Below are 24,941 nucleotides of genomic sequence, written 5' to 3'. Positions count from 1 at the left end.
TCAGGGTCAACCAGGCGCGCGACAGGTGGGACCCGACTGCAAGGGTGGTGCGCCATATCCTGATGGCCGACGCGACTTACCGCAGCTTGGGATAGGTGCGGCATCACCCGTTATCTAAACTGTTAGACTGCCTAATAAACGTAGCAAGCGTTTTTGCCATTTGCTTTACAGTCGACCGATTGCGGTCGAGATTTCTTTGATTGTTTGTGAGGGATAATCATACCGAGCATACCAAATACAGGGGGGGGGCGGGCACCGTGGCTGGTGTCCGCCCCCCTGGCATGGAAGGTTTAAGCCTGTGTGATTTGCGAGCTAGCGTGCCTGCTTGACCTTTGCCGCTGCCTCGACAAACGACTTCCACAGGTTAAAGTCGGTCTCGAGCGTCTTCCACGTGTACTCGGGGTGCCATTGCACACCCAAGCAGAACGGCTGGCCTTCGACCTCGATGCACTCGGGAACGCCGTCGGTTGCCTTGGCGACCAAGCGCGTGCTTTTACCCAGACGCTCGACGCAGCAGTGGTGTGCGGAGTTGGTCTGGATCAGCCTGTGCCCGCCAACCGCGCGCTCCAACAGCGAACCCGGCACGACCTCGACGGGATGCACGGGGTCGTTGAGCACGTGGGTGTGGCGCCACTGCGTGCGGCCCTCGCGAGCGCCCAGGCTCGGCACGTCCATGCACAGGGTGCCGCCAGTGGCGACGTTGAGCAGCTGCGTGCCGCGGCAGGTGGTAAAGAGCGGCTTCTTGGCGCGAAGCACCTCGTTAACCAGCTTAAACTCAAAACGGTCGCGAATCTCGCAGCACAGCGTGGGATCGTAAGGACGCTCGTCGCCCCAACGTTTGGGGTTGACGTCCGGGCCGCCGGGAATAGCGACACCATCGGCGATTTCCACGTAATGACGGATGACCTCAATGTCCTCGGTGATGGACATCTGCAGTGGCAGGCCGCCGGCGGCAAGGATGGCATCGACAAAGACGCTTGCGATTTCCTCGTTGGGAGAGAGCGTCTCGCTTAAAAACGGCTTTGCATCTTCCCAGCGCGGCGCGACGAGGATGAGTGGGCGGTCGGCGGGGGCGACGTCGACGTGCTGGGTATAGGACGAGGAAGTACGTGTTCCGATCATAGGTGTTGCTTTCGAATCCGGGTGGACATGGCACAGGGGTGCGCGGGGCAAACGCTGGTGATGAATTTGCCCCGCGCGGCAATTGGGTTAGTGGCCCTTGATGGAGTTGAGGAAGTCCTGGGCGCGCTTGGTCTGGGGGTGGTCGAAGAACTCGTCGGGCGTGCCGGTTTCCACGATCTGGCCGTCGGCCATAAACACGACGCGGTCGGCCACGCGGCGGGCAAAGTTCATCTCGTGCGTGATGACGATCATCGTCATGCCCTGCTGTGCCAGACGGACCATGACCTCGAGCACCTCGTTGATCATCTCGGGGTCAAGAGCGCTCGTGGGCTCGTCAAAAAGCATGGCCTTGGGCTGCATGGCAAGCGAGCGGGCAATGGCTACGCGTTGCTGCTGGCCGCCCGAGAGCTGTGCGGGCACCTTATCGGCCTGCTCGGCAACGCCCACGCGGCTCAGCAGGTCCATGGCGCGCTCGCGAGCCTCCTCCTTGGAGACGCCCAGCACATCGACCGGCCCCAGCATGACGTTCTGCAGCACCGTCATATGTGCGAACAGGTTGAACTGTTGGAACACCATGCCCAGCTCGGCGCGCATACGGGCAAGGTCCTTGCCTTCTTGCGGCAGGGGCTCGCCCTCGATGAGGATCTCGCCCGAGTCGATGGTTTCCAGACGGTTGATGGTGCGGCACATGGTCGACTTGCCCGAGCCCGAGGGGCCGATCACAACGACGACCTCGCCGCGGTCGACCGAGAGATTGATGTCGTTGAGAACGTGCAGGTCGCCATAGTGCTTATCGACGTGTCTGAGCTCGATCAGCGGCTGATTGCCGGTGGAAGAGGTGCTCTGTGCCATGGTGCTCGGCTCCTTATGACTCGAAATGGTAAAGCGTTAGCGGATGATGGTCGCGCCGGTCTTGTGCGAAACATAGACAGCGGCCTTGTTGATCGCGACGTTGATGAGGATGTAGATGACTGCGATCACCAGGTAGACCGATACGAGGGCATCGTAGTTGGTAATGAGCACGCGGGCGTTTTGCATGAGGTCGGGGTAGCTCACCACATAGGCGACGGTGGTGTCTTTGACTACGACCACGAGCTGCGAAATCAACGACGGAATGATAAACCGAATCGCCTGCGGCAGCACGATTTTAAAGGTGATTTTAGCCTTGGAGAGACCGAGCGCCTGGGCTGCCTCGACCTGACCGCGCGGCACGGCGTTGACGCCGGCGCGGAAGATCTCGGCAAGTACGCCGGCTGCAGCGAGCGCGACAGGAAGCGTGAGCATCCAAAACGACGGCAGCGCGATCTTGTACTGGGGCAGCACCAAAAAGAAGAAGTAGATGAACAGCAGGCTCGGTACGCCACGGAAGAAATCGGTGAGCACGCGGCAGACCAGCTGCAGCGGCTTAATGTCGCTGGTACGGCCGAGCATAAGGGCTAAGCCCAGCACCAGCGCGATGGCGCCAGCGGTGAGTGCGACTTTAACGGTGCCCTCAAAGCCGGCAAGCAGGAACTTCCAGGTGGTGAGGTGCGTAAAGAAATACCAATAGTGGACCGAAAGCTGGCCGGTCACATAAAAGCGCTGCAGTACCAGGACGACGAGTGCGGCGACGGCAACAAGCGAGATGGCGGTGCCGATGCGAATCTTGGCGCGCATCTTGGGGCCGGGAGCCTCGTAGAGCGCATCGCGCATGGTAAGCGCAGGGGAGGAGTGCTTGCTCATCGGAGGATCCTCACCTTCTTATCGATGTAGTTGCCAATGTGGCTCACCACAAAGGCCGTGCCCAGGTAGCCGAGCGCCGAGATAAAGAACGCGGCGACGCCGCCAAGTGAGCGCGTGTTGATATAGCTCACCACGCCGGTGAGCTCCTGCGGCTTAAGCGGCACCTGGCTGCCGAGCGCAGTGGTGAGCATGACGGCGATAAAGAGGTTGGTCATGGGCAGCACGCTCGAGCGCAGCGCCTGCGGAATCACGATTTTGGCGAGGATACGGTTAAAGCTCATGCCGAGAGAACGTGCTGCTTCCACCTGGCCGACGCCGACGGTGTTGATGCCGCTCATAAAGTTCTCGGAACCAAAGGCAGAACCCAAGAGCACCGTAGCGACGATAACGCAGGTGCGGTAGGGCAGGACGACCTTGAGCGGTGGCAGCGCGTAGACGACGATAATGAGCAGCGCGATGCCGGGGATGTTACGAAAGACCTGGACATACAGGTCGCCAAAGACGCGCAGTGGCTTGAGTGGCGACACGCGCATCACGGTGACGGCGACGGCCAGCACCATGGCGATGGCAAACGACTCAAGCGTCATGCCCCAGGTCGCTAGAAGCGCGTCGATATAGTTCTGGCCATAGAGCGACCAGAGCTCGGAGAGACTCATGCGGACCTCCCGCCGATAAGGAAAGGGGCTCCCGCGTGTACGGAAGCCCCGACAACTCAGTGAGGAAACAGTTTATCGCAATAAAGCGCATCGTGCGTTTCCATATGGTTTCGTTGCGGCCGTTACCAGGCTCGCTGCCTAGGCCCCGATCTCGGGCAGCTCGGGAACATTGGTGTCGCCCGTACGGTCGCCGATGCAGATCTGCCACAGCTCAGTCCAGGTGCCGTCGTCCTCGATCTTCTTAAGGAAGTCGTTGACAAAGGCGACGCCGTCGGAATCGAGCGGCAGACCGATGCCGTAGGGCTCCTTGCTGCCGAAGGGCTTGCCGGCGATCTTGTACTTACCGGGCTCGCGGACCAAGGCGCTCTGCTGCATGTTGTTATCGATGACGTAGGCGTCAACGCGGCCCTGCTGGAGTGCCTGGCGGGCCTCCTCGTCGGTCTTGAACTCCTGCTGGCTGGCCTTGGGAGCGAACTCCTCCAGGATGGCGGGGCCGTTGGAGCCGGACTGAACGGCGACGTTCTTGTCGGCCAGGTCTTCGACGCTCTTGATGTCGTCGTTATCGGCAAGCACCAGGATGGCCTGCTGCGTGTAGTAATAGGGACCGGCAAAGGATACGAGCTTCTTGCGCTCGTCAGTGATGGTGTAGGTGGCAAAGACAGCGTCGACCTGGCCGTTCTGCAGGACGGACTCGCGCGTGTCCGAGGTCACCTGGGAGATCTCGACCTTGTTCTCGCCCAGAATGTAGTTGGACAGGAGCTGTGCGATACCGGCGTCGAAGCCGCGGGTCTGACCGTCTTTCTCGTTGAGGAGGGAGAAGAGCGTGGAGGTCTGAACGCCACCGATCTTAAAGACGCCGGCGTCCTTGACGGCCGTCGCCCAGGTGCTGGCGGCGACGGCGTCGTCATCGGCCTTGGGGCCGTCGTTAACGAGCTTGTCGAACGCCTTGGCATCGAGCGTGGCGGAAACCTCGGTATCCTCAGAGCCCTTGGAGGAGCCGGCGGCGGAACCCTTGTCGGCCTCGGCGCTGGTGTCAGAGCAGCCGGCAAGACCAAGGCCGGCGACGGTTGCGAAGGTGGCGGCAACGAAGCCGCGGCGGTCGAGAACGACCTGCTGGGAGAGGTTCTTGCTCATGGTAGAACACCTTTCTCAATAAAATCCCTAGCGGTTGAGTAGAGTTATACCCTATCGCGCTCAAATGGGTCAACACGAAATAACTCAGAAACATACTTACCTTATGGGTAATTCTACCTATCAAAAAGGGACAGGTTTATTTTGGCAGGTTTTATCTGGGTAAACGTCGCTTATTGCAGCTGAGATAGCGCTTTGCAGACGGCATGGTCGGTGCGGCGGCATGCCTTGCTGCTTTGTCTCAATCTGTAACAGTTAGACGAGGAAATGGGTTCTACCTGTTACAGATCGAGATTTTCACTTCAGGGGAATTCGAATGTCTCGATCTGTAACATCTGGACGGTCAAAAGGTCCCTATCTGTTACAGATTGAGACAAAGGTCTGGGACTACGACGTCTTGTCTCGATCTGTAACAGTTAGACGGGAATTCGGGCCCTAGATGTTACAGATCGAGATAATCGCGTCGCGAAAACAAAAACCTCCGCAGGGGGTGCTTTCCTTGCGGAGGTTTTCTTACTCGTTGAGTAGTCTTGCGGCTTCGGCGGCCATGTTCTCGACCGTCATGCCGTTCTGAGCGAGCAGCTCGTTGGGGTCGTAGCGGTCGGGGAAGCCCTTGGCGATGCCAAAGGTGCGCGTGCGCACAGGTGTGCAGGCCAGATAACATGCCACGCGCTCGCCCCAGCCACCGTCCAAGACGCCGTCCTCGAGGGTGACAACAACGCGATGCTCGGCGGCAAGACTGTCGAGGAACTCGCGGTCAAGCTCGGTTGCAAAGCGCGGGTTGACGAGCGTGGCCTCGATGCCGTACTCGGCAGCCAAGCGGTTTGCCACGCGCTCGCCCAGCTCAAAGAAATCGCCGAGCGCGAGCACGGCTACGTCGCGGCCCTGACGCACCACGTTGTAGCGAACGGCGCTGTAGTCGGTGACCTCGGCGGGCGCCAAATCGGGGCGGCTAACCAGGCCAATGCCCGGTACGCGGATCGCCACGGGATGCTCGCGGTGGTCGAGCGACCAGCTCAGCATGGACAGATATTCCTCCATGCAGGCCGGCGCCAAGTAGTGCATGTTGGGAAGACCGCCCAGCATGGAAATATCAAAGAACGAGAGGTGTGTCTCGGACGTGGTGCCAAAGATTGACGCACCAAACACCAAAATGGTTGCCGGGGCGTCGTTGAGGCACAGGTCGTGCCACAGCTCGTCGTAGGCGCGCTGCAAAAACGTGCCGTACACACCAAAGACTGGCTTGGCGCCCGAGCGCGCAAGCGCGGTGGCAAAAGTTACGGCGTGCTCCTCGGCAATGCCCACATCGACGAACTGTTTGCCGGCGGCAGCGCGAAGCTCGGGTGTAAAGCCCATGATGTAGGGTGTGGCGGCCGTGATGCCAACGACCTGTGGATCGCGTTCAATGGCGGCGCTGAGCGCCTCGCCCGTAATGTCGGCATAGGTGCGCGGCGCAGGCTCGCTCGGATGGCCCGGGCAGAGCTTGCGCCCAGTTGCCATGTCAAACGGACCCACGTGATGCCAGCGTTCGGGGTCGCTCTGGGCTGGCTCAAAGCCCTTACCCTTGGCGGTGGAGACGTGCAGCACGATGGGATGATCGATATTGCGCAGTTCCTGCAACGCGTCGACGAGGGCCAACACGTCGTTGCCGGCGTCCAAATAACGGTAGTCGAGCCCCATCGCGCGGAAAACGTTGCGCTCACAGGTACCGTTGCTGGCGCGCAGCTCGGCCAGATTGCGATACAGGCCGCCATGGTTCTCGGCAATGGACTGGTCGTTATCGTTGACGATGATGATCAGGTTGCTATCGAGCTCGGCGGCATTGTTGAAGCCCTCAAACGCCAGACCGCCCGAAAGCGAGCCGTCGCCAATGATGGTGATGACGTTGTACGCATCGCCCGCCAGGTCACGAGCGTGCGCCAGGCCGCAGCCCAGGCTCACCGACGTGGAGGTGTGGCCCATGGCGAACAGGTCGTGCTCGGACTCGTCGGGATTGGCAAAGCCAGAAGCCTCACCATAACGCTCCGGATCGATATAGGTATACGCGCGCCCGGTCAGCGCCTTGTGGGCGTAGGTTTGGTGCGAAACGTCAAAGACAATCTTGTCGATGGGGGAGTTAAACACGCGATGAAGTGCAACCGTAAGCTCAACGACGCCCAGGTTGGGGGCAACGTGCCCGCCGACAGCGGCGGAGCTTTCGAGGATTGCCTGGCGGATCTCGCCGCAGAGCTGCGGGAGCTCGGCGCGATTAAGAGCCTTGACGTCCTCGGGCGTTGTCGTTTGCGTAAGCAGCATCGTTGTGGGTTACTCCATGCGAATCGAGCGCCGGCGCTCCCTCGGCCGGCACAATTGCACAAGACAGTCTCGCACATTTTGGCGTTTGATATGTGACGGCGGCGCGGTAATTCGCCAACTGGTGGGGCAAAACGTTTTGTCCGATGCCATACTGGTAGATTCGATGATGATTTTATTCATTGCGTGCAGGCCGTGACTTGCCGTCGTGGGCTGCTGGAAGGAGGCAGCATGTCCGATGCCGTTCGTGCCGAGAAGATCGCGCACGAGGTCGACTATGCCGCCCGCCAGCTGGCTCAAGCGGGTCGCTTGGACCTGACGCGCGAGTTTATCCAGCATGGCGATGTGACGGTGTATACGCATGTGACCTCGGTGGCGCGGGCGAGTCTGTCCTTTGCCGAGCACTTGGGCCGTGCTGGCATTTCGATCGACCGTGCCTCGCTGCTGCGCGGGGCCCTGCTGCACGATTACTTTCTCTATGACTGGCACGATCCCGACCCAAGCCATCGGCTGCATGGCTTTCGCCACCCGTTTTTTGCCCTGGCGCGTGCCGAGGAAGATTTTGAGCTGACGCCGCGCGAGCGGAATATCATCGTGCGCCATATGTTTCCGCTGGTGCCGGTGCCGCCGACGTGTCGTGAGGCATGGATTGTATGCCTGGCAGATAAATGGTGCGCGCTGCGCGAGACGGTCGCCGGCCGTCTGCGGCGCAAGGACGAGGCTGACGATGGCGTGAACAGCGAATCGAGTGAAAAGAGGAGAGGGTAGACGGTGGGAACCGCGATTGAAATGGCGTTTGACGGCGCGACGCTTGCCGCCTGCCCGCTCTCGGCACTGGTGCTCTCGTTTGCCTTCTACGGTTTTTGCGGCTGGGCGTGGGAGTCGACGGTCTGCGCCATGCTCAATCACGGACGATTTGCCAACAGTGGATTTTTGCTGGGACCGTGTTGCCCTATCTATGGTGTGGGCGGCATTGCCTGCTGGCTTTTGCTGCACGGGATTCCGGATGCCTCGAGCCAGTTTGTCGCTGCAGCGCTCGTATGCAGCGTGATTGAGTACAGCGTAGGCGTGCTGTTGGAAAAAACAACGGGCGCTCGCTTTTGGGACTATTCGCACCTGCCGTTTAACCTGCACGGGCGCATCTGCCTGTACTGGGCCTGCGCGTTTGGCCTGGGTGCGTTGTGCATTTGCCGTTTAGTGGAGCCGGCATTGCTGGGGCTGCTTGGCCATCTGCCGGTGCTGATTGTGCGGCTGTCCGCCTTTATCGTCGCGGTCGCGATGATGGTCGACGCGGTGTGCTCGTTGGCGAGCTGGCGGCGTCTGTCCGATCAGCTGGAGCGCGTGCGCGCCGACCTTGCGGACCGCATCAACGAGTCGCTTGCCGATGCGTCCGACTCCATGCTCGAACGTATTCCCGATTCGGCGATCGACTCGGTGGCACAGACGCATATCCGCAGTCGTGCCGTTAACGCGTGGCTGGCCGAGCTGGGCGACGCGACGCTCGATGCCCTTCGTGAGAAGGCTTCGATGCCGACGTTTATCTCGGATGGTGCTCGCGGCCTGGCGCTTGCCGCCCGCCGCGCGGCCGATACCGCGCCGAGCATGCCGCGTCCGTCACTCAGTCGTCGCCTTGCCGGCAAGCGCATGAGCCGTCCGGTACCGAGTGTGTCACTCAGTCGTCGTGACCTGCGCTTTTTCAATGCCTTCCCGCGTCTGCGCATCAATCGCTACGAAGGTGTCATCCGAGCTACCGACCTCCGCGACCGAGCCCGCGAGCTGTTCCGGCGCTAGCCGGGGCGGGGTGGGGCCGGCTCCTGTCGTCCTTGCGTTTCCCGTTGGTTTCGCGCCCGTTGCCGCGCCGTTTCCAAGATTGCGGCAGCATTTCCATTCGACAACGCCGCGTTTAACAACGCCGTATCTGGTCTACACCAGTTGCCCCTCGGCCGCATTATGGGCGCCGACAACGTTCATGCGACCAAGGGAGAGCGAATGTACGATACGGGATCGACAACGTTTATGCTCGTCTGCACCATGCTCGTGTTTTTAATGACACCGGGTCTGGCGTTTTTCTATGGCGGCCTGTCCAGGCGTAAAAATGTCATCAACACCATGCTCATGTGCTTTGGCGCCATTGGCCTGGTTGGTGTGCTGTGGATTGCTGCCGGCTGGTCGCTGGCCTACGGCGGCGACGGCTCGAGCCCGTTTATTGGAGGCTTTGACCAGCTGCTGTGCCTGCCGGTGCTCAACCAGGTGCTGCAGGCGGCCGAGGACAATGCTGCGGACGGTGCCGTCTACCCTCAGATTATCAACATCGCCTTCCAAATGGCGTTTGCCATGATCACTGCCGCTATCGTCACGGGCAGCCTGGCCGGCCGCGTTAAGTTTGGTGCCATGACGGCCTTCCTGGGCATTTGGCTGCTTGTGGCCTATGCGCCGCTCGCCCACATGGTCTGGGGCGGCGATGGCTCCTTTATCGGTGACATTATCGGCGCGCTCGACTTTGCCGGCGGCGACGTGGTACACATCTCGTCTGGTCTTACCGGCCTGATCCTCTGCTTAAAGCTTGGCCGTCGTCGTGGCTTTGGCATGGTGAGCTACCGTCCACATAACGTACCGTTTGTGGCGCTGGGCGCCGGCCTGCTTTGGTTTGGCTGGTTCGGCTTTAACGGCGGCAGCGAGTTTAAGGCCGACGCCGTGGCGGCACTTGCCATCCTCAACACCGTGACGGCCAGCGCGGCGGGCATGGTTTCGTGGCTTGCCGTCGAGCGCGTGCATACCGGCCGCCCCACGCTGGTGGGTGCCAGCACCGGTCTGGTTGCGGGTCTTGTGGTGGTCACGCCCGGGGCAGGCTTTGTCGAGCCGTGGGCAGCGCTGGTCATGGGCCTGATCGTCTCGCCCGTCTGCTACTTGGCCATCAGCCATCTTAAGACCAAGTTCGGCTACGACGATGCGCTCGACGCGTTCGGTTGCCACGGCATTGGCGGCATCTTGGGCGGCGTGCTCACGGGCCTGTTCTGCGTGCCGGAGCTCTCGTGGACCGGTAAGGGCGGCCTGTTCTACACGGGCGACGCGTCGCTGCTCATCTCGCAGATCTTGGGCATTGTGGTGACGGTCGCTATTGTGCTGGTGCTCGATTTGGTGATCGCCGCGGTGGTCAAGGTGCTGTTCCACGGCAGCCTGCGTGTGGACGAGGCCGACGAGGCGCTGGGCTTGGATGCGAGTCAGCACGGCGAGAGCGCATACCCCTCGTTCTCCGGACTCGACTAGCAGCTTCCCCAAGCACCGCACCTTGCCGTTCAATCGTCGCTCACGTACTTAAGTACGCTTCGCTCCTCTTTCACGGCAATCTGCGGCACTTGGGAAACCTGCTAAGACCAGTCAGTTGAACTTTTTGATCTCTGAGGTTGGTTTGCGGCATTTGGAAAACCCGTGCCACATGAATGAGCAATTCATTTCTTTATTAAAGAGAGGAATTCACTATGAAGAAAATTACGGCGATCGTTCGTGCCGAGAAGCTTGAGGTTCTTAAAGACGCGCTGTTTGCTGCCGATGTTCGTGGCATGACTATTAACCAAGTGCAGGGCTGCGGCGCGCAGCATGGCTGGAAGGAATACGTGCGCGGCAACGAGTTGCTTGTCAACACGATCCCTAAGGTGCAGTTCACCCTTATCTGCGCCGACGAGCACGTCGACGGAATTGTCGACATCATCTGCAACGCCGCTCGCACCGGTGCCGTCGGCGACGGCAAGATTTGGGTCGAGCCGGTCGAAGAAGTCATCCGCATCCGTACCGGCGAACGCGGCCCCGCCGCGGTGTAGGACAATCTTTCGCCTGACGGGCGTGCCCCTCTTGGGGCGCGCCCGTTCTCGTCTACAATATCGTGCAGACGAAGGAGAGGCACGCCCATGATCAAGATGTTTGCGAGTGACTTAGACGGAACGCTGCTGAACGCCCTGCACGAGGCGGATGGGACCATCCGCCGTGCCATTCGCGAGCTGACCGAGGCTGGCCTGCATGTGGTTCCCGCGACCGGACGCTCGACGTTGCCAATCGGCGAGCATGGCTTTACAGGTCTGGCACTCGACGCCTGCTGCTCCAACGGATCCATCGTGCGCAACAGCCACGGCGAGGTGCTCAAGACCTGGACCATCGACCCGCAGGTTACCGAGGAGCTGCTCAAGGCGTTTCCGAACATTTGCTTCGACTGCTCCACGCCCGACGGCATGTTCTCGAGCGGTTCGTTCGAGATGCACCAGGCGGGCTTTAAGAAGGACAGCCCTATCAAGCGCATCGTGATGCGCGGCATGCGCGCGCGTGGCGGGTATCACGAGGAGCAGTATTTCGATCAGTCAATCGGCGACATCCTGCGCCACGATGTGTGCAAGATCAACTGCCGCGTGACCTCGCCCGAGCTGGAGCGCGACCTTAAGGCGTATCTGGCCGAGCGCTCGGACCGCGTGGTCAACGCACCGTTCGATCCGGTGATGTTCGAAATCACGGACGTGGCGTGCAACAAGGGCGAGAGCGTGGCCTGGCTGGCGGGCTACTACGGCATTGCCGAGGACGAGGTTGCGGTCTACGGCGACGGCGGCAACGATATCGCCATGCTCAAGCGTTTCCGTCACAGCTACGCGACCAAAAACGCAAGCGATGCAGCTAAGGCCGCCGCGACCGCGACCATCGGCAGCTGCATGGTCCATGCCGTCCCCAAACACATGCTCGTCACCATGCGCAAGCAAAACTCCCGCACCATTATCGAATAATGTGACAAAGGGACAGCCCCTCTGTCACATGGGAGATGCCGGCTTTTGGCGTATAGGACTGTTACGCTTTCGCCACCAACAAATTTCGAGTTATTCGGCCTGTCGGAGGTCGTTAAATGGCTAAAGATGCCCTTTCAGGAACATTCATACCTCTAATGGTGTTTGATTCGGTGACGTAAGTGAGCAAATGGGCATGCATGCGCTCAAATAAGGACAAAAACTCTCAGATAATCCCGGCGGTGCATTTATGCAGAACCAGCAGCGTGGCCGAATAACTTGAAAAATGTAGGTAGCAGTTCGGCGACAAGCTCGGGTATGGCAAAGGAACCGTTCCTTCGCCATACCCGAGCTCCGATCTTCTGATATACGAACAAACATTCGCATATCTAACTGCGCTTTGATAGAATCGGTATCGTTGACGGCAGTTCCATGTGCCGGGCAGCGCCCTCCATCTGATGGGAGGTGATGCCCATGACCGATTTGATTGATTTCGTGAGACTTCTGACCGCTTTGGTCTCGTTCTTCACGGCGCTTGTCGGCCTTTCCGAGGCACTCAAGCAGCGTTCGAAGCGCAACAGAAGGGGTCGCCGCCGCTAAGGCGTTGACCCCCTAATGCAAACAACGGCGTTGCCCAGCCAGCTACAATTTGGGCTGCCGTCGACACTATTCTACCCACGAATGCCATTTCGGGCAATCGGTAATGCCGCTCCAAAAGCCAGGCGGGATGTGACAAAGGGACACTCCCCCTGTCACATCCAAAATATTGCCTTTACGTGTTGATGCACACGGTGTGCAATAATACTCGCACTGTGCAATAGCGCACAGGTTGAGTAACAAGGAGGACGCTTGTCCCAGCTCGAGAAATGCGATCGCCGGTCCCTTCGCTCGCAGCGTGCCCTTCGCCAGGCACTTGCCAGCGAGCTTGCCGAAAGCGGCGACCTTTCGCGCATTAATGTCGCGTCGCTCACCGAGCGCGCCGGCCTTACGCGCCGCACGTTCTATTCGCACTACCGCGATATTCCCGACTTTATCAATCAAATCGAGGATGGCTTGCTGGCCGAGATCCGTGAGCGCATTGAGCTCATCACCGCAGCTCAGCTGCCCGACCTCTATCACAACATCGATGAGCTCGAGCCGGCGCCCGGTTCGGTTGAGCTGCTGCGTTATCTTGCGGCCAACCGCGACTTAATCGGTGCGCTGCTGGGTCCGGGCGGCGACCAGGCCTTCATTAAAAGGATCATCGACACCGCTCGTGAGGCCGTGGTGCCGCGTGCGCAGACGGGCATTTTGGGCCTGGCGCTGGGCACGTTCTTTGACTACTACGTCACCTACGTCGTGAGCGCCGAGGTCGGCATGATTCAGCGCTGGTTTGAGCGTGGGCTCACCGAATCGCCCGAGGCCATGGCGCGCATTATGACGGTGCTCGCTTTTGTGCGCCCTGGTGACCTGTATGGCCAACCCATCGATATCAACGTGCCGGAATACGGCATGAAGCTATTGAACCTGCAGCTCGAGGACGCGGCCGACACCGCCGCAACCGTCGAGTCCAACAACTAAGAGGAGAGACAATGAGCAAACTCGTCGAGGGCATCAAGGACCGCATGGTCGCTGCCGCACGCGAGGCCGCGCCCACCGTGGTGGACGCCGCGCAGAAGGCCGCGACCGCGGCTGCCGAGAAAGTTGCTGAGGCAGTTGCCGATGCCAAGAACGCGGCAGGAAAGACGTCCGTCGCTAGCGAGTCCGCCACCGCCACCGAGCCCGTAGCCGCCGGCCGGGCCCCCGAAGGCGCGATCTTCAACCCCGAGAACGCTCGTGGCAACTTGCACCTGGGCATTGACGTGGGCTCCACCACCGTTAAGCTCGCCGTGCTCAACGACGACAACCAGATCGTTTACGCCAAGTACCAGCGCCACCACACCGACGTCCGTGCCTGCGCCCGCGACCTGTTCGAGGGCGCTGCGACCGTGCTGCCGACGGCCCAGATGACCTGCGCCATTACCGGCTCGGGCGGCCTACTGCTGTCCCAGTGGCTCGATCTGGAGTTTGTCCAGGAGGTCATCGCCAGCAAGCGCGCCGTCGAGACCCTCATCCCAGCCACCGATGTCGCCATCGAGCTGGGCGGCGAGGACGCCAAGATCATCTATTTCGACAACGGCATCGAGCAGCGCATGAACGGTACCTGCGCCGGCGGTACGGGCGCGTTCATCGATCAGATGGCAACCCTGCTGCACACCGACGCCAGCGGCCTCAACGAGCTCGCTGCCAACGCCACCACCATCTATCCCATTGCTAGCCGCTGCGGCGTCTTTGCCAAGACCGACGTGCAGCCGCTGCTCAACGAGGGCGCCCGCCCCGAGGACGTGGCTGCCTCCATCTTCCAGGCCGTCGTGACCCAGACCATCTCGGGCCTGGCATGTGGCCGTCCCATCCGCGGCAACGTCGCCTTCCTGGGCGGCCCGCTGCAGTATCTCTCCGAGCTGCGCCACCGCTTCTACCTCACGCTCAACCTGGATGAGGAGCACCGTATCGTGCCCCAAAATGCCCACCTGTTTGTGGCGAGCGGCGCCGCCATGGCGCACGAGTCCAACAAGCTCAGCACGTTCCCGCAGCTCATCGAGGCTATCGACAGCCTGGGTGACACGCAGGGTGCCGAGGTCGAGCGTCTGGATCCGCTCTTTGCCACCGACGAGGACTTTGCCGAGTTCAAGACCCGCCACGACCAGGAAGTCGTTCCCAAGGGCAAGCTCGAAGGCTACACCGGCCGCGTGTTCATCGGCATCGACGCCGGCTCCACCACCATGAAGGCCGCGCTCGTGGGCGAGGACGGTCAGCTGCTGCACACCTGGTACGGCAACAACAACGGCGACATCCTGGGCACGGCCAAGGTCATCATGGCCGATTTCTACAACCACATTCCCGCCGGCTGCACCATCGGCCATGTGACCACCACGGGCTACGGCGAGGCGCTGCTCATCGAGGCCCTCAAGGCCGATTCCGGCGAGATCGAGACCGTCGCGCACCTGCGCGGCGCCAAGGCGTTCCTGCCCGGCGTCGAGTTTATTCTGGACATCGGCGGCCAGGACATGAAGTGCCTGCGCGTCAAGGACGGCGTCATCGAACACATCATGCTCAACGAGGCCTGCTCGTCGGGCTGCGGCAGCTTTATCGAGAGTTTCGCCGTGTCTATGAACATGGACGTGCGCGCGTTCGCCGATGCCGCCATCCATGCTAAGGCTCCCGTCGACCTGGGCAGCCGCTGCACGGTCTTTATGAACTCGCGCGTCAAGCAGGCGCAAAAGGAAGGCGCCACGGTGGGCGACATCGCGGCCGGCCTGTCCTATTCCGTCATCAAGAACGCCCTGTTCAAGGTCATTAAGCTGCGCGACCCCAAGGAGATCGGCAGCCAGGTGATCGTCCAGGGCGGCACCTTTATGTCCGATGCCACGCTGCGCGCATTTGAGCAGCTCACCGGCGTTCATGCCGTGCGTCCCGACATCGCCGGCTGCATGGGCGCCTACGGTGCGGCCCTGCTCGCCCGCGATCGCGCCGGCGCCGACGGCACCTCGACCATTCTTTCTGCCGAGGACATCGCGCACCTCACCGTGACGCAAAAGCATGTCCGCTGCGGTCGCTGCTCCAACAACTGCCAGCTTACCGTCAACGACTTTGGCGGCGGTAGGCGCTTCATTACCGGCAACCGCTGCGAGAAGGGCGCCGGCCACAAAAAGCAGAAGACTGAGGCCCCCAACCTTTTCAAAAAGAAAAACGAGCTGCTCTTTAACCGCGAGATTCTGAGTCCCGACGAGGCCCCGCGCGGCACCGTGGGTATCCCGCGCGCACTCAACATGTACGAGAACTACCCCTTCTGGCACGCGTTCTTTACGCGCCTGGGCTTTAGCGTGCAGCTGTCCGACCAGTCGAGCAAAAAGACCTACCAGGCGGGCATCGAGTCCATGCCGTCCGAGAGCGTGTGCTACCCGGCAAAGATGAGCCACGGCCATGTGATGAACCTCATCGACCGCGATGTCGACTTCATCTGGATGCCGTGCGTGCGCTGGGAGCGCAAGGAGGATCCGACGGCTGGCAACTGTTACAACTGCCCCATCGTCATGAGCTACCCCACAGCGCTGGCGCTCAACATCGACGAGATTCGCGAACAGAACATCGAGTTCCTGTATCCGTTTGTGCCGTATCACGATAAGACCGAGCTTAAGCGCCGTCTGTACCAGGTGCTCGCCGTCGACCGTGTGGCCGATGCGCAAGCCGGTCGCGGTCGCGTGCGCGGTCCCAAGATCACGCGCTCCGAGGTCGATGCCGCCGTCAACGCTGCTTTTGAGGCCGATGCGCGTTTCCACGAGGACATCCAGACCATGGGCGAGGAGGCTCTTAAGTGGGTCGAGGACCACGGCGGTCACGGCATCGTGCTCGCCGGTCGTCCCTACCATAACGACCCCGAGATCAACCACGCCCTGCCCGAACTTATCTCGAGCTTTGGCTTTGCGGTCTTTACCGAGGATTCGCTTGCGCATCTGGTAAAGCCCGAGCGTCCGATTCGCGTCGTCGACCAGTGGATGTACCACAGCCGCCTGTACGCCGTCGCCCGTTTTGTGACGATGCGCAACGACCTGGACCTGATCCAGCTCAATTCCTTCGGCTGCGGCCTGGACGCTCTGACCACCGATCAGGTGCAGGAGATTCTGGAAGCCAGCGGCAAGATCTACACCGTGCTTAAGATCGACGAGGTGTCTAACCTGGGTGCCGCGCGCATCCGCATCCGCTCGCTCATGGCAGCGCTCAAGGACCAGGAGGCCGAGCGCCTGGCCGAGGCCACGGCCGCGGGCGAGGCCTACGAGCAAGGCGATGCCGCGCCGGTGGCGCCCTCCACGGATGCCCCCGCGTTCGCGAGCCGCAAGTACACGTTTGAGGCGCAGCGTGAGAGTGCTTCGACCGCGTGGCCCAAGGTGCCCTTTACCGAGCAGATGCGCGAGGAGGGCTACACCATCCTGTGCCCGCAGATGGCGCCGATTCACTTTGACCTGGTCAAAGAGGTGTTCCGCGGTGCCGGCTACAACTTGGAGCTGCTGCCCTCGACCGACCACGATGCCGTCGAGGCTGGCCTGCGCTACGTGAACAATGACATTTGCTATCCGTCGATCCTGGTGACGGGCCAGATTATGGAGGCCATCGAGAGCGGTCGGTACGACCTGTCCAAGACGGCCGTGGTTATCAGCCAGACCGGCGGCGGCTGCCGTGCCACCAACTACATCGCACTCATCCGCAAGGCCCTGCGCGAGAGCGGCCACCCCGAGATCCCGGTGATCTCGCTTTCGGCCGTGGCGCTCGGTGAGGACAACCCCGGCTTTAAGATTACGCCGGCACTGCTTAAGCAGGCAGTCTACGCAGTGCTCTTTGGTGACGTCATGATGCAGATGCTCTATCGTTGCCGCCCGTACGAGGCCACGCCCGGTGCCGCCAACGCACTCTACGAGGAGTACATGGCGCGCGCCCGCAAGCTGGCGCCTAAGTTCAACAGGCACAACTACACCAAGTTGTGCCGCGAGGCCATCCGCGCGTTCGACACCATGCCGCTTGTGGGCGAGGGTACCAAGCCGCGCGTGGGCGTGGTTGGCGAGATCCTGGTCAAGTTCCATCCCACGGCCAACAACCACGTGGTCGATGTCATTGAGCGCGAGGGCTGCGAGGCCGTGGTACCGGGCCTGCTCGACTTCTTCCTGTACTCCATGAGCAACGCCGAGCTTCAAAAAGACGAGCTGGGAAGCTCTGCCACGGCGCGCGCTAGCATGCAGGCACTCATTAAGCTGGTGGACTGGATGCGCACGCCGGTGGAGGAGATGCTCGAAAAGTCCCGCCGTTTCGAGGCGCCCGAGCGTATTGGCACCATGGCGGACAAGGCTCGTACGGTGCTTTCGGTGTGCAACAACATGGGCGAAGGCTGGCTGCTCACGGCCGAGATGCTCGACCTGATCGACCACGGTGCGCCCAACATCATCTGCACGCAGCCCTTCGCGTGCCTGCCCAACCACGTAGTGGGTAAGGCCGTGATCAAGGAGCTGCGCCGCCAGCATCCCGAGAGCAACATTGTCGCGGTGGACTACGACCCCGGCGCGTCCGAGGTCAACCAGCTCAACCGCATTAAGCTCATGATCAGCGTGGCCAAGGAAAACATGCGCGCCGGCAAGGGCTTTAAGCTCGAGAAGGTGGCGCCGCTCGCGATGGACGAGGTCACCGGCCAGATGCGTGCCCACGATGGCTGCGTGAGCTGCGGCTCGGTCGACGAGAGTGCCGTGGCGTCGGTCGCTGAGCGCCTGGGACGCGGCATTAAGAAGTAACTGGCCTGCTTTGGGCTAGATATGAGACAAACGGGCGGTAGCCGTACCGGCTACCGCCCGTTTTTGCTGGACATATGTTGCGTAAATCGTTTTTGTCGCAGCCTTCTGTGCACTCGAATTTCGGAAGTGCGGGAAAAAACGCGAACCTCCTGAGCACACCGCCTTTTTAGACTCTCACGACCTGCGGTTTTGTTGTAAAAAAAGCCGGTCTGGTCGGCGAACCCCGATTTTTCCCCGCACTTCCAAAACAGCGGTTCAGCAGCGTCAAAAAATGCCCTCAAAATCGAGAGTTAATGAACAGGTGTAGCCGTTCGCTGCAAATTACCGTCCGTTTATAGAACCCACCCCCAGCGTGCAGTCCCCTTACGGTTGAATAAATACACATCTATGGAATTACGTAAGAGAGGACTGTTCCTATGAGCTACAAGACCGTTTGTGTTGCCGGTGGCGGCGTGTTGGGAAGCCAGATTGCCTTTCAGGCTGCCTACTGCGGCTTCGATGTAACGATTTGGCTGCGCAGCGAGGGCAGCATCGGCCGCACCCAGCCCAAGATCGATCATGTGCGCGAGGAGTACATCGCGGCAATCGAGGGTATGGCGGATGGTACGGGCGGGTGGTGTGCCGGCATCGCCGATAGCGACCAGACCTTCGACAGGGAGACGGCGCTCGCCGCCGTCGAGCGTGCCTACTCTACGCTCAAGCTGGAGTTAGATCTTGCCAAGGCCGTGGCCGACGCCGACCTGGTCATCGAGTCTATGGCCGAGGACACCCGGGCAAAAATCGAATTCTACAAGAAGCTCGCCCCGGTCCTCCCGCAAAAGACCGTTGTCGTGACGAACTCCTCTACGCTGCTGCCGAGCACCTTTGCCAAGTACACTGGTCGCCCCGAGAAGTACCTGTCGCTGCACTTTGCCAACTCCATCTGGAAGAACAACATGACCGAGGTCATGGCCCAGAGCCAAACCGACAAGCGCTATTTTGACGAGCTCGTCGACTTTGCCAACGACATTCGCATGCTGGCGCTTCCCGTCAACAAGGAAAAGAACGGCTACCTGCTCAACTCCATGTTGGTGCCGTGGCTGCTTTCGGGCCTCGACCTGTATGTCTCGGGCATCAGCGACCCCAAGAGCATCGACCTCGCATGGACGCGCGGCACCGGCGCGCCTAAGGGCCCGTTCCGCGTGTTCGACACGGTGGGCATCCAGACGGCCTACAACATCGTTATGCAGTATCAGAAGGTGCCGGGCCTGGTGAGCCCGCTGCTCAAGAAGATGATGATGCCCTACAACTTTAAGGCCATGGCCTCCGTCCTCAAGAAAATGCTCGACGAAGGCAAGCTGGGCGAAAGTTCGGGCGAGGGCTTCTTCAAGTACTAAAAAATGATCCCTCGGGGACGGAGGAAAACGGAACATTTTCGGCCGCCAGCAGTGAGAAGATGGACCCAGAAATAGAAAGGAGTGACAATGGGCCGGCTCGGGCTTTGAGGACAAGTTACTGCAGGCCCAAGGCGATTTTTCGCTCAACGCGGGCCAGCACAGCGTGACGTATCTGCCGAGTTCCGATACGGCAACGACCAGTCGCTACCAGGTGCTGCTGTACGACAACAACTTTGGTGCGGCCGAAAGCTATCCCAAGTTCGACTGGGGCCAGCTGGGCTCCGCGGTGGTGACCGACTACAACAAGGGCACGCATTCGTTTGGGCGCATCTTTACAGTGGACGAGACGGCGCGCACCTACGAGCTTGTGGACCAGATTGCGGTGCCGTTCTCGGGCTACGTAAGCAGCGCGCAACGTGTCGGTGATTCAAATAGTATGCTCGTGGCATCGGGCCAGGCCAAGACCTTCACTGAGTATGACCGCTATGGACTGCCCATCGCCACCTACAAGATGGAAGCCGAGAAGTACATCTACCGCGTGTACAAGTACGAGCTATAGGGCTTGGCTGTGCCTGTGCCCCGCGGCTGCGCGCACTCGCGCCGGGTTTACCTCACGTTCCGCATTACTTCACGTCAAACTCCACGCGATCGAGCTCGGGCACATTGAGGTTGATGAGCTTGCGGGCGACGTGGCGGTCGTGCGTCCCGAGCGCCTCGCTCGTTGTCACATGGGCGACAGTTTGGCGCTCGACAATACCCTCCTCCTCACCTTCGGTGGCCGAGGTCTCGACGGCGACGGTGTAGTCCTTAAAGCCCGGCAGCACCGCGGCAAGCTCGCGCGTGGTTTCGGTGACGCCGTAGCCGTCCTGCACACCGGCCTGCGCCGAGCCAATGGAACCTGCGGTCATAACGATGCAGGGGATGGCAAAGATGGCCGTTCCCACGATGATGCGGCGGCGCACTTTGCGTGACAGCTCGTCGACCTCGGTGTCTTCCTCAGCGGTCACAATGCCGTCGCCGTTGAGGTCGCGCTTGAGCGGCACACGCAAAAGAAGCAGTACGGCTTCGGCAGCCAGCGCGATAAAGACCACGTTGATGCCAAACTCGTAGAGCGCCGAGAGAAACAGTGACCCGCTTGCGATGGCGATGCCGTAGCCCGCCGCGCACAGGGGCGGCATAAGCGCGGTCGCCACGGCCACGCCGGCGATGAGCGTGGCGGGTTCCTGGTCGCGTGAGTTGCCCAGCCCGCCTGCAAAGCCGCCTGCGAGTGCGACGGTAAGGTCCCAGACGGTGGGTGTCGAGTTGTCGATGATGGCCGCCGTGGTGGTGCCAAGGGGCGAGAGCTTAAAGTACAACGTGGACGTGACCAGGCAAAAGACCATCTGTAGAGCCAAGCCCGCGACGGCTTCGACGGTAATCTCACGGTCGAGCGTGGCGATGCCATATGCCATGGCAAGGACCAATCCCATAAGCGGGCAGATGAGCATGGCGCCCACGATGGCGATGTCCGAGTCGATATCGAGGCCGATGCTCGCGATGAGCATGGCGATGATGAGGATGCACAGGTGAGAGCCGGTCAGGCGCGCCCCGTTTACAAAGCGCTTGCGGATTACGTGATAGGGCGCGCGACCTTCGCGAATGTTGAATGCGCGCTTGAGGAAGCGGGTGATGTTTTCCATGGCTTCGCTATGGGCGGGGCGGATGCCGTGGCGCCGGTGATGGCGTTCGCGTAGTCGCTTGATCTGTTGTTTGTCGAGTTCCATGTCCACCTCGTTCCAGCGCGGTCCGCGCAACGCGCCCGTTGTCTTAACTCTACACCGTGGCGGGCGGGGTGTCTGTTGGATGCGGAATCCGATAGGGCGGATGACGCGGGAGCAAATGCAAATCACAGGCTCAATTCCATCCCGCGAAAATATGATGCACCAGCTCCTTCAAATGTGACGAAATTGTGAAGCATAGGAGCACGAATTTCAAAAAATACGCTGGTCGCCAATGTTGCGCAACAGAATTCAAAAATCGACAGCTACCGTTTGATACGTATGGATACATCCGTGTCAAAGGGAGAAAGCCATGGCAAACTACAGTCCACAACACTTTGAGCCTCGGGCCAAGGCCGTCAACGTCAAGGGCGTTGCCAACCGCGCCGTCGCAACCGTTTTGACGGCGGGCCTCATCGCTCAGCCGCTCATGTCGCCGCTGGCGGCAATCGCCGCACCGTCAACCGATAACGGCGATTCTGTTCAGGGGGGGTAGTTCTGTAGAGAATACCGTTGCCGCCGGTAACCAAGCGGTCGTAAAGACGGCTGCCCAGCTGGCCGAGGAGTCGGCAAAGCAGCTCAAGGACGCTCAGGCCGCCTACGATGCCGCCCAGAAGAAGGCCGACGCGGCGGGCCAGTCTCAAAAGCAGGCACAGCAGCAAAAGAATCAGGCCTCGCAGGCTGTGAGCGACAACGAAATCGAGCAGAACGCAGCAGAAGTCGCCGCGCTCCAGGAGAAGATTGACGAGCTCAAAGCCGCCGTCGAAAAGACCGAGCTGCAGCAGAAGAAGCTGGGCGACCTGAACGATCAGCTCGAACAGGCCAACAAGAGTGTCGAGGATAAGACCCAGGCGCTCAAGGACGCCAAGGCAAAGCAGGATGAGGCCAAGAAGGCCCTCGATGATGCCCAGGCCAAGCTCGAGGCCATGGGTATGGACGAGTACGAGGCCGCCAAGAAGGCCGTCGAGGACGCGCAGGCAAAGCTCGATGACGCCAATAAGGCCGTTCCTACTGCACAGGCCAATCTGGACCAGGCCAAGGCTGCCGAGGCCAACGCCCAGCAGGAAAAGCAGAATGCCGAGGCAGCTTTGACGACTGCCCAGGCCAAGAAGCAGGAGACTGCCGCTGCTCTCGCAGCCGCAACCACCGCGCGCGATAACGCCCAGCAGAAGTTCAACCAGGCGCAGGCCGCGCTCGATGCTGCCGTCTCGGGTACGGGTGTCGACCTGAGTGCGCTTGAGGCCGCCAAGAACGCTGCTGCTGGTGAGCTCAAGACCGCGCAGGCGGAGCTCAATGCCGCGACGGATGCCGACGCCACCGCACAGACAAATCTGCAGGCCGCCCAGGCTGCCGTCGCTGCCGCGCAGGAGAAGGTCAACGCCGCCAACGCTGCTGTGGCATCTGCCCAGTCTGCATACGATGCGGCAAACAAGGAGTACAAGGACGCGGCCAGTAAGCGTGACGCCGCGAAGACGGCATACGAGCAGGCCCAGCAGACCGAGACCGACAAGAAGGCGGAGTACGACCGACTCGTCGAGGTTTGCCAGCAGAAGCGTAGCGAGTGGGAGACGGCATGTGCTGAATCCACTACCGCCGAAAACGCTTACGATGCCGCGAACGCCGAGGTCGAGAAGCTTAACCAGCAGATTGCCGACCTCAAGTCGAACATGACCGTGGATCAAAATGTCATCAGCCAAGGCATGCTCGGTTTTATGAATTACATCATCGGCGGCAGCCAGTTCACAGCCACGCAGAAACAGAACGCCCGGGACGCCGTATCGATGCTGACCGGCGTCGATGACAAGGCCGAATGGTATGACAAGTACGTCGACCAGGACATGTCGCGCGACACCAACCCGCTTTCATTGGAGCAGATGCGTAACGCCCTGACATATCTCGACACCCAGAACAACCTCCGCAAGGCGAACGGTCAGTCGGCGCTCAGCGTTAGCCTCCGCATGACTGTGGCAGCTGCCCTTAATACATCGTATTCATCGAACATCTGGGGACACTCTGGCTGCTACTATGATAACGGTGAAAATCTTGCCGGCGGCGGCGGTGCATATACCGGCGGAGAGACTGAGGACACCCTCGGTTGGCCCTATACCGGTCTCTACACTCAGGAGAAAGAGGCATTCGATAAGTATGTCGCGCAGTATGGCGACAAACTCGGCAAATACCGATATGAGGCCTATTATATCTCCCAGAACTACAACAGCATCTATCAAGAGTGTGGGCATTATCTCAACATCATCGATGCCGGTACGAGGGCTATCGGCATCGCGACCGGTAGCGGTAAGAACACCGATTCCGAAGTAACCATCTTCGATTACAGCGCTGATGATACCCAAGCCGATTTCACTGTCTCAGAGTTCAAGAAGCTCCTCAACGACTATATCGATTCCGCTTACAACGCAGGCGGCACGCAGGAGCAGAAGGAGCAGCTGAAGCAGCTTCAGAATAAGCTGGCAGAGGCGCAAAAGAACTTCGGTACTACCAAGGAAGCTTACTTCGCAGCTGTAAATAAGCAGGATGCGGCACATGACGCCTATACCGCAGCCGACACGAACGTGAACACCGCCAAGGGCGAGTACGAGAAGGCTAAGTCCGGCACCGCCGCCGCGAAGACGGCATACAACGCCGCGAAGGACGCGCTCGGCGGAATCGACATCGAGTCCCTCAAGCAGAACCTCGATACCGCCAAGGGCGAGGCTGCCACTGCCCAGGCAGCTCTCGATAAGGCAAACGCCACGCTTGCTGACAGCAAGACGAAGGCAGCCGAGGCCGCTGCTCACAAGGCGAAGGCTCGCAGCGCCCGCGATGCCGCCAAGGCAAAGTCCGAACAGGCCAACGAGGCGTATGGCAACGCTACCGCTTCGGTCAAGGACCTTGCCGCCAAGCGCGATGCCGCCCAGGCGGACCTTGCGAATAAGCAGGGCTCGCTTGGCGATGCCAAGAAGGCCGACGATGCCGCCCAGGCTGGTGTAGACAAGGCCCAGGCTGCAGATGTCCAGGCCGCGACCGCTCTTTCGGACGCCAAGCAGGCAGTTGCCGCCAAGACGCAGGCCCTGTCCGACGCACAGGCGAAGGTCAAGGCTGCCGAGGGCGAGCTGGCCGGTGCAAACAAGGCCTTCGAGCGCTTCGCCGGCGCTCAGAAGGCGGTCGACGACGCCAAGACCGCCTATGACGCTGCCGTGGCCAGTGTCGCCGATGCCCAGAAGCAGCTCGAGGCCGCCAACGAAGCCGTCGTCGATGCGAACCTCGATATCGTCAAGGCCAAGGCTGAGCTTGCCAACGACGAGGCACTCAAGGCCGATCTTGAGGCCGTCGACCACAAGGCATCCCTTGCCGCGGGCACGACGGGCAACGAGAAGCTGGTCAAGCTGAACGCTGCCTACGCTCGCTATAAGGCCGCCGTCGATGCCGCAGCTGGCCTCAAGGCTGCTCTGAGCGATACCGATGCCAAGCTGTCCGATGCCAACGACGCCTATGCCGCCGCGCTTGCCGAGCTTGGCGATGCCAAGGATGCCCTGGCTGCCGCGCAGGCCGAGTACGACAAGTATCATCCCAAGGCTGAGCCGCAGGCCAAGGCTCAGGTTGCGCAGGCTGCTGCAAAGGCTCCTGTCGCCAAGAAGAAGGCAACGTCGGCCGCGCTCGCCCAGACTGGCGACAATTCCGCTCTTGCGGGCGAGGTGTTCGTCATCGGCGGTATCACCCTCGTGGCCGCTGGTGTGACGCTGAGCGATCGTCGTCGCAAGCAGATGTAGCGTTT

18 protein-coding genes and 1 pseudogene are annotated in these 24,941 nt (G+C 60.7%); 12 read left to right on the top strand and 7 right to left on the bottom strand.

Going from position 1 to position 24,941, the window contains the following annotated elements; translation table 11 throughout:
• Nucleotides 1–312: 312 nt before the first annotated feature.
• The 6 genes from RX395_RS01665 to RX395_RS01640 form a co-directional block, all read right to left on the bottom strand.
• Complete coding sequence (locus RX395_RS01665; protein ID WP_316364989.1) at nucleotides 313–1,122, bottom strand: gamma-glutamyl-gamma-aminobutyrate hydrolase family protein; 810 nt, start codon at nucleotides 1,120–1,122, stop codon at nucleotides 313–315.
• 87 nt (nucleotides 1,123–1,209) lie between these two features.
• Nucleotides 1,210–1,974, bottom strand: coding sequence for an amino acid ABC transporter ATP-binding protein (locus tag RX395_RS01660; RefSeq protein ID WP_117746439.1), 765 nt, complete (start codon nucleotides 1,972–1,974; stop codon nucleotides 1,210–1,212).
• A gap of 36 nt (nucleotides 1,975–2,010) precedes the next feature.
• Nucleotides 2,011–2,844 carry an amino acid ABC transporter permease gene (locus RX395_RS01655; RefSeq protein WP_117840241.1) on the bottom strand — a complete coding sequence of 278 codons (834 nt, stop codon included), beginning with the start codon at nucleotides 2,842–2,844 and terminating at the stop codon, nucleotides 2,011–2,013.
• Entirely contained in the window at nucleotides 2,841–3,500 is a 660-nt protein-coding gene (locus RX395_RS01650; RefSeq protein ID WP_006234894.1) for an amino acid ABC transporter permease, read from the bottom strand. Before RX395_RS01650 ends, RX395_RS01655 begins: the two co-directional genes overlap by 4 nt.
• Before the next feature lie 138 nt (nucleotides 3,501–3,638).
• Entirely contained in the window at nucleotides 3,639–4,634 is a 996-nt protein-coding gene (locus RX395_RS01645) for a glutamate ABC transporter substrate-binding protein (protein WP_316364982.1), read from the bottom strand.
• Between the two features lie 510 nt (nucleotides 4,635–5,144).
• Nucleotides 5,145–6,926 carry a 1-deoxy-D-xylulose-5-phosphate synthase gene (locus tag RX395_RS01640; protein ID WP_316364981.1) on the bottom strand — a complete coding sequence of 594 codons (1,782 nt, stop codon included), beginning with the start codon at nucleotides 6,924–6,926 and terminating at the stop codon, nucleotides 5,145–5,147.
• A gap of 228 nt (nucleotides 6,927–7,154) precedes the next feature.
• On the opposite strand from RX395_RS01640, the gene RX395_RS01635 reads away from it, so the two are divergent.
• The 10 genes and pseudogenes from RX395_RS01635 to RX395_RS01590 form a co-directional block, all read left to right on the top strand.
• On the top strand, nucleotides 7,155–7,691 hold the full coding sequence (locus RX395_RS01635) for an HD domain-containing protein (protein WP_316364979.1): 537 nt from the start codon (nucleotides 7,155–7,157) through the stop codon (nucleotides 7,689–7,691).
• A 3-nt stretch (nucleotides 7,692–7,694) separates the two neighbouring features.
• Entirely contained in the window at nucleotides 7,695–8,714 is a 1,020-nt protein-coding gene (locus tag RX395_RS01630; protein WP_316364976.1) for a putative ABC transporter permease, read from the top strand.
• A gap of 198 nt (nucleotides 8,715–8,912) precedes the next feature.
• Nucleotides 8,913–10,190 (top strand): ammonium transporter, encoded by a 1,278-nt coding sequence (locus tag RX395_RS01625; RefSeq protein ID WP_316364974.1) that lies wholly within the window; start codon nucleotides 8,913–8,915, stop codon nucleotides 10,188–10,190.
• Between the two features lie 212 nt (nucleotides 10,191–10,402).
• Nucleotides 10,403–10,741, top strand: coding sequence for a P-II family nitrogen regulator (locus RX395_RS01620; protein ID WP_316364972.1), 339 nt, complete (start codon nucleotides 10,403–10,405; stop codon nucleotides 10,739–10,741).
• Between the two features lie 87 nt (nucleotides 10,742–10,828).
• Nucleotides 10,829–11,686 (top strand): HAD family hydrolase, encoded by an 858-nt coding sequence (locus tag RX395_RS01615; RefSeq protein ID WP_316364971.1) that lies wholly within the window; start codon nucleotides 10,829–10,831, stop codon nucleotides 11,684–11,686.
• 471 nt (nucleotides 11,687–12,157) lie between these two features.
• The gene (locus RX395_RS01610; RefSeq protein WP_022094649.1) at nucleotides 12,158–12,283 is read left to right on the top strand and encodes a hypothetical protein; all 126 of its coding nucleotides are present in this window, start codon (nucleotides 12,158–12,160) and stop codon (nucleotides 12,281–12,283) included.
• A 249-nt stretch (nucleotides 12,284–12,532) separates the two neighbouring features.
• Nucleotides 12,533–13,243, top strand: coding sequence for a TetR/AcrR family transcriptional regulator (locus RX395_RS01605; RefSeq protein WP_040358972.1), 711 nt, complete (start codon nucleotides 12,533–12,535; stop codon nucleotides 13,241–13,243).
• A gap of 11 nt (nucleotides 13,244–13,254) precedes the next feature.
• Complete coding sequence (locus RX395_RS01600) at nucleotides 13,255–18,036, top strand: acyl-CoA dehydratase activase-related protein (protein ID WP_316364968.1); 4,782 nt, start codon at nucleotides 13,255–13,257, stop codon at nucleotides 18,034–18,036.
• 416 nt (nucleotides 18,037–18,452) lie between these two features.
• Nucleotides 18,453–19,412, top strand: coding sequence for a 3-hydroxyacyl-CoA dehydrogenase (locus tag RX395_RS01595; RefSeq protein WP_316364965.1), 960 nt, complete (start codon nucleotides 18,453–18,455; stop codon nucleotides 19,410–19,412).
• A 100-nt stretch (nucleotides 19,413–19,512) separates the two neighbouring features.
• Nucleotides 19,513–19,971, top strand: a pseudogene (locus tag RX395_RS01590) (aryl-sulfate sulfotransferase); the annotation flags it as partial.
• A 64-nt stretch (nucleotides 19,972–20,035) separates the two neighbouring features.
• Here RX395_RS01590 and RX395_RS01585 read toward each other — a convergent pair.
• Entirely contained in the window at nucleotides 20,036–21,175 is a 1,140-nt protein-coding gene (locus tag RX395_RS01585; RefSeq protein WP_316364964.1) for a DUF389 domain-containing protein, read from the bottom strand.
• 307 nt (nucleotides 21,176–21,482) lie between these two features.
• Here RX395_RS01585 and RX395_RS01580 point away from each other — a divergent pair, with 307 nt between their 5' ends.
• Both RX395_RS01580 and RX395_RS01575 read left to right on the top strand, forming a co-directional pair.
• A complete protein-coding gene (locus tag RX395_RS01580) occupies nucleotides 21,483–21,665 on the top strand; it encodes a hypothetical protein (protein WP_316364962.1) in 183 nt (60 codons plus the stop codon).
• Nucleotides 21,666–21,852: 187 nt separating this feature from the next.
• Nucleotides 21,853–24,936 carry a CAP domain-containing protein gene (locus RX395_RS01575; protein ID WP_316364961.1) on the top strand — a complete coding sequence of 1,028 codons (3,084 nt, stop codon included), beginning with the start codon at nucleotides 21,853–21,855 and terminating at the stop codon, nucleotides 24,934–24,936.
• The last annotated feature ends 5 nt before the right edge of the window (nucleotides 24,937–24,941 follow it).

Source organism: Collinsella aerofaciens (assembly GCF_032584215.1).
Lineage (GTDB): Bacteria > Actinomycetota > Coriobacteriia > Coriobacteriales > Coriobacteriaceae > Collinsella.
The sequence above is the reverse complement of the archived record's forward strand: the minus strand, read 5'-3'. Positions and strand labels throughout refer to the sequence as shown.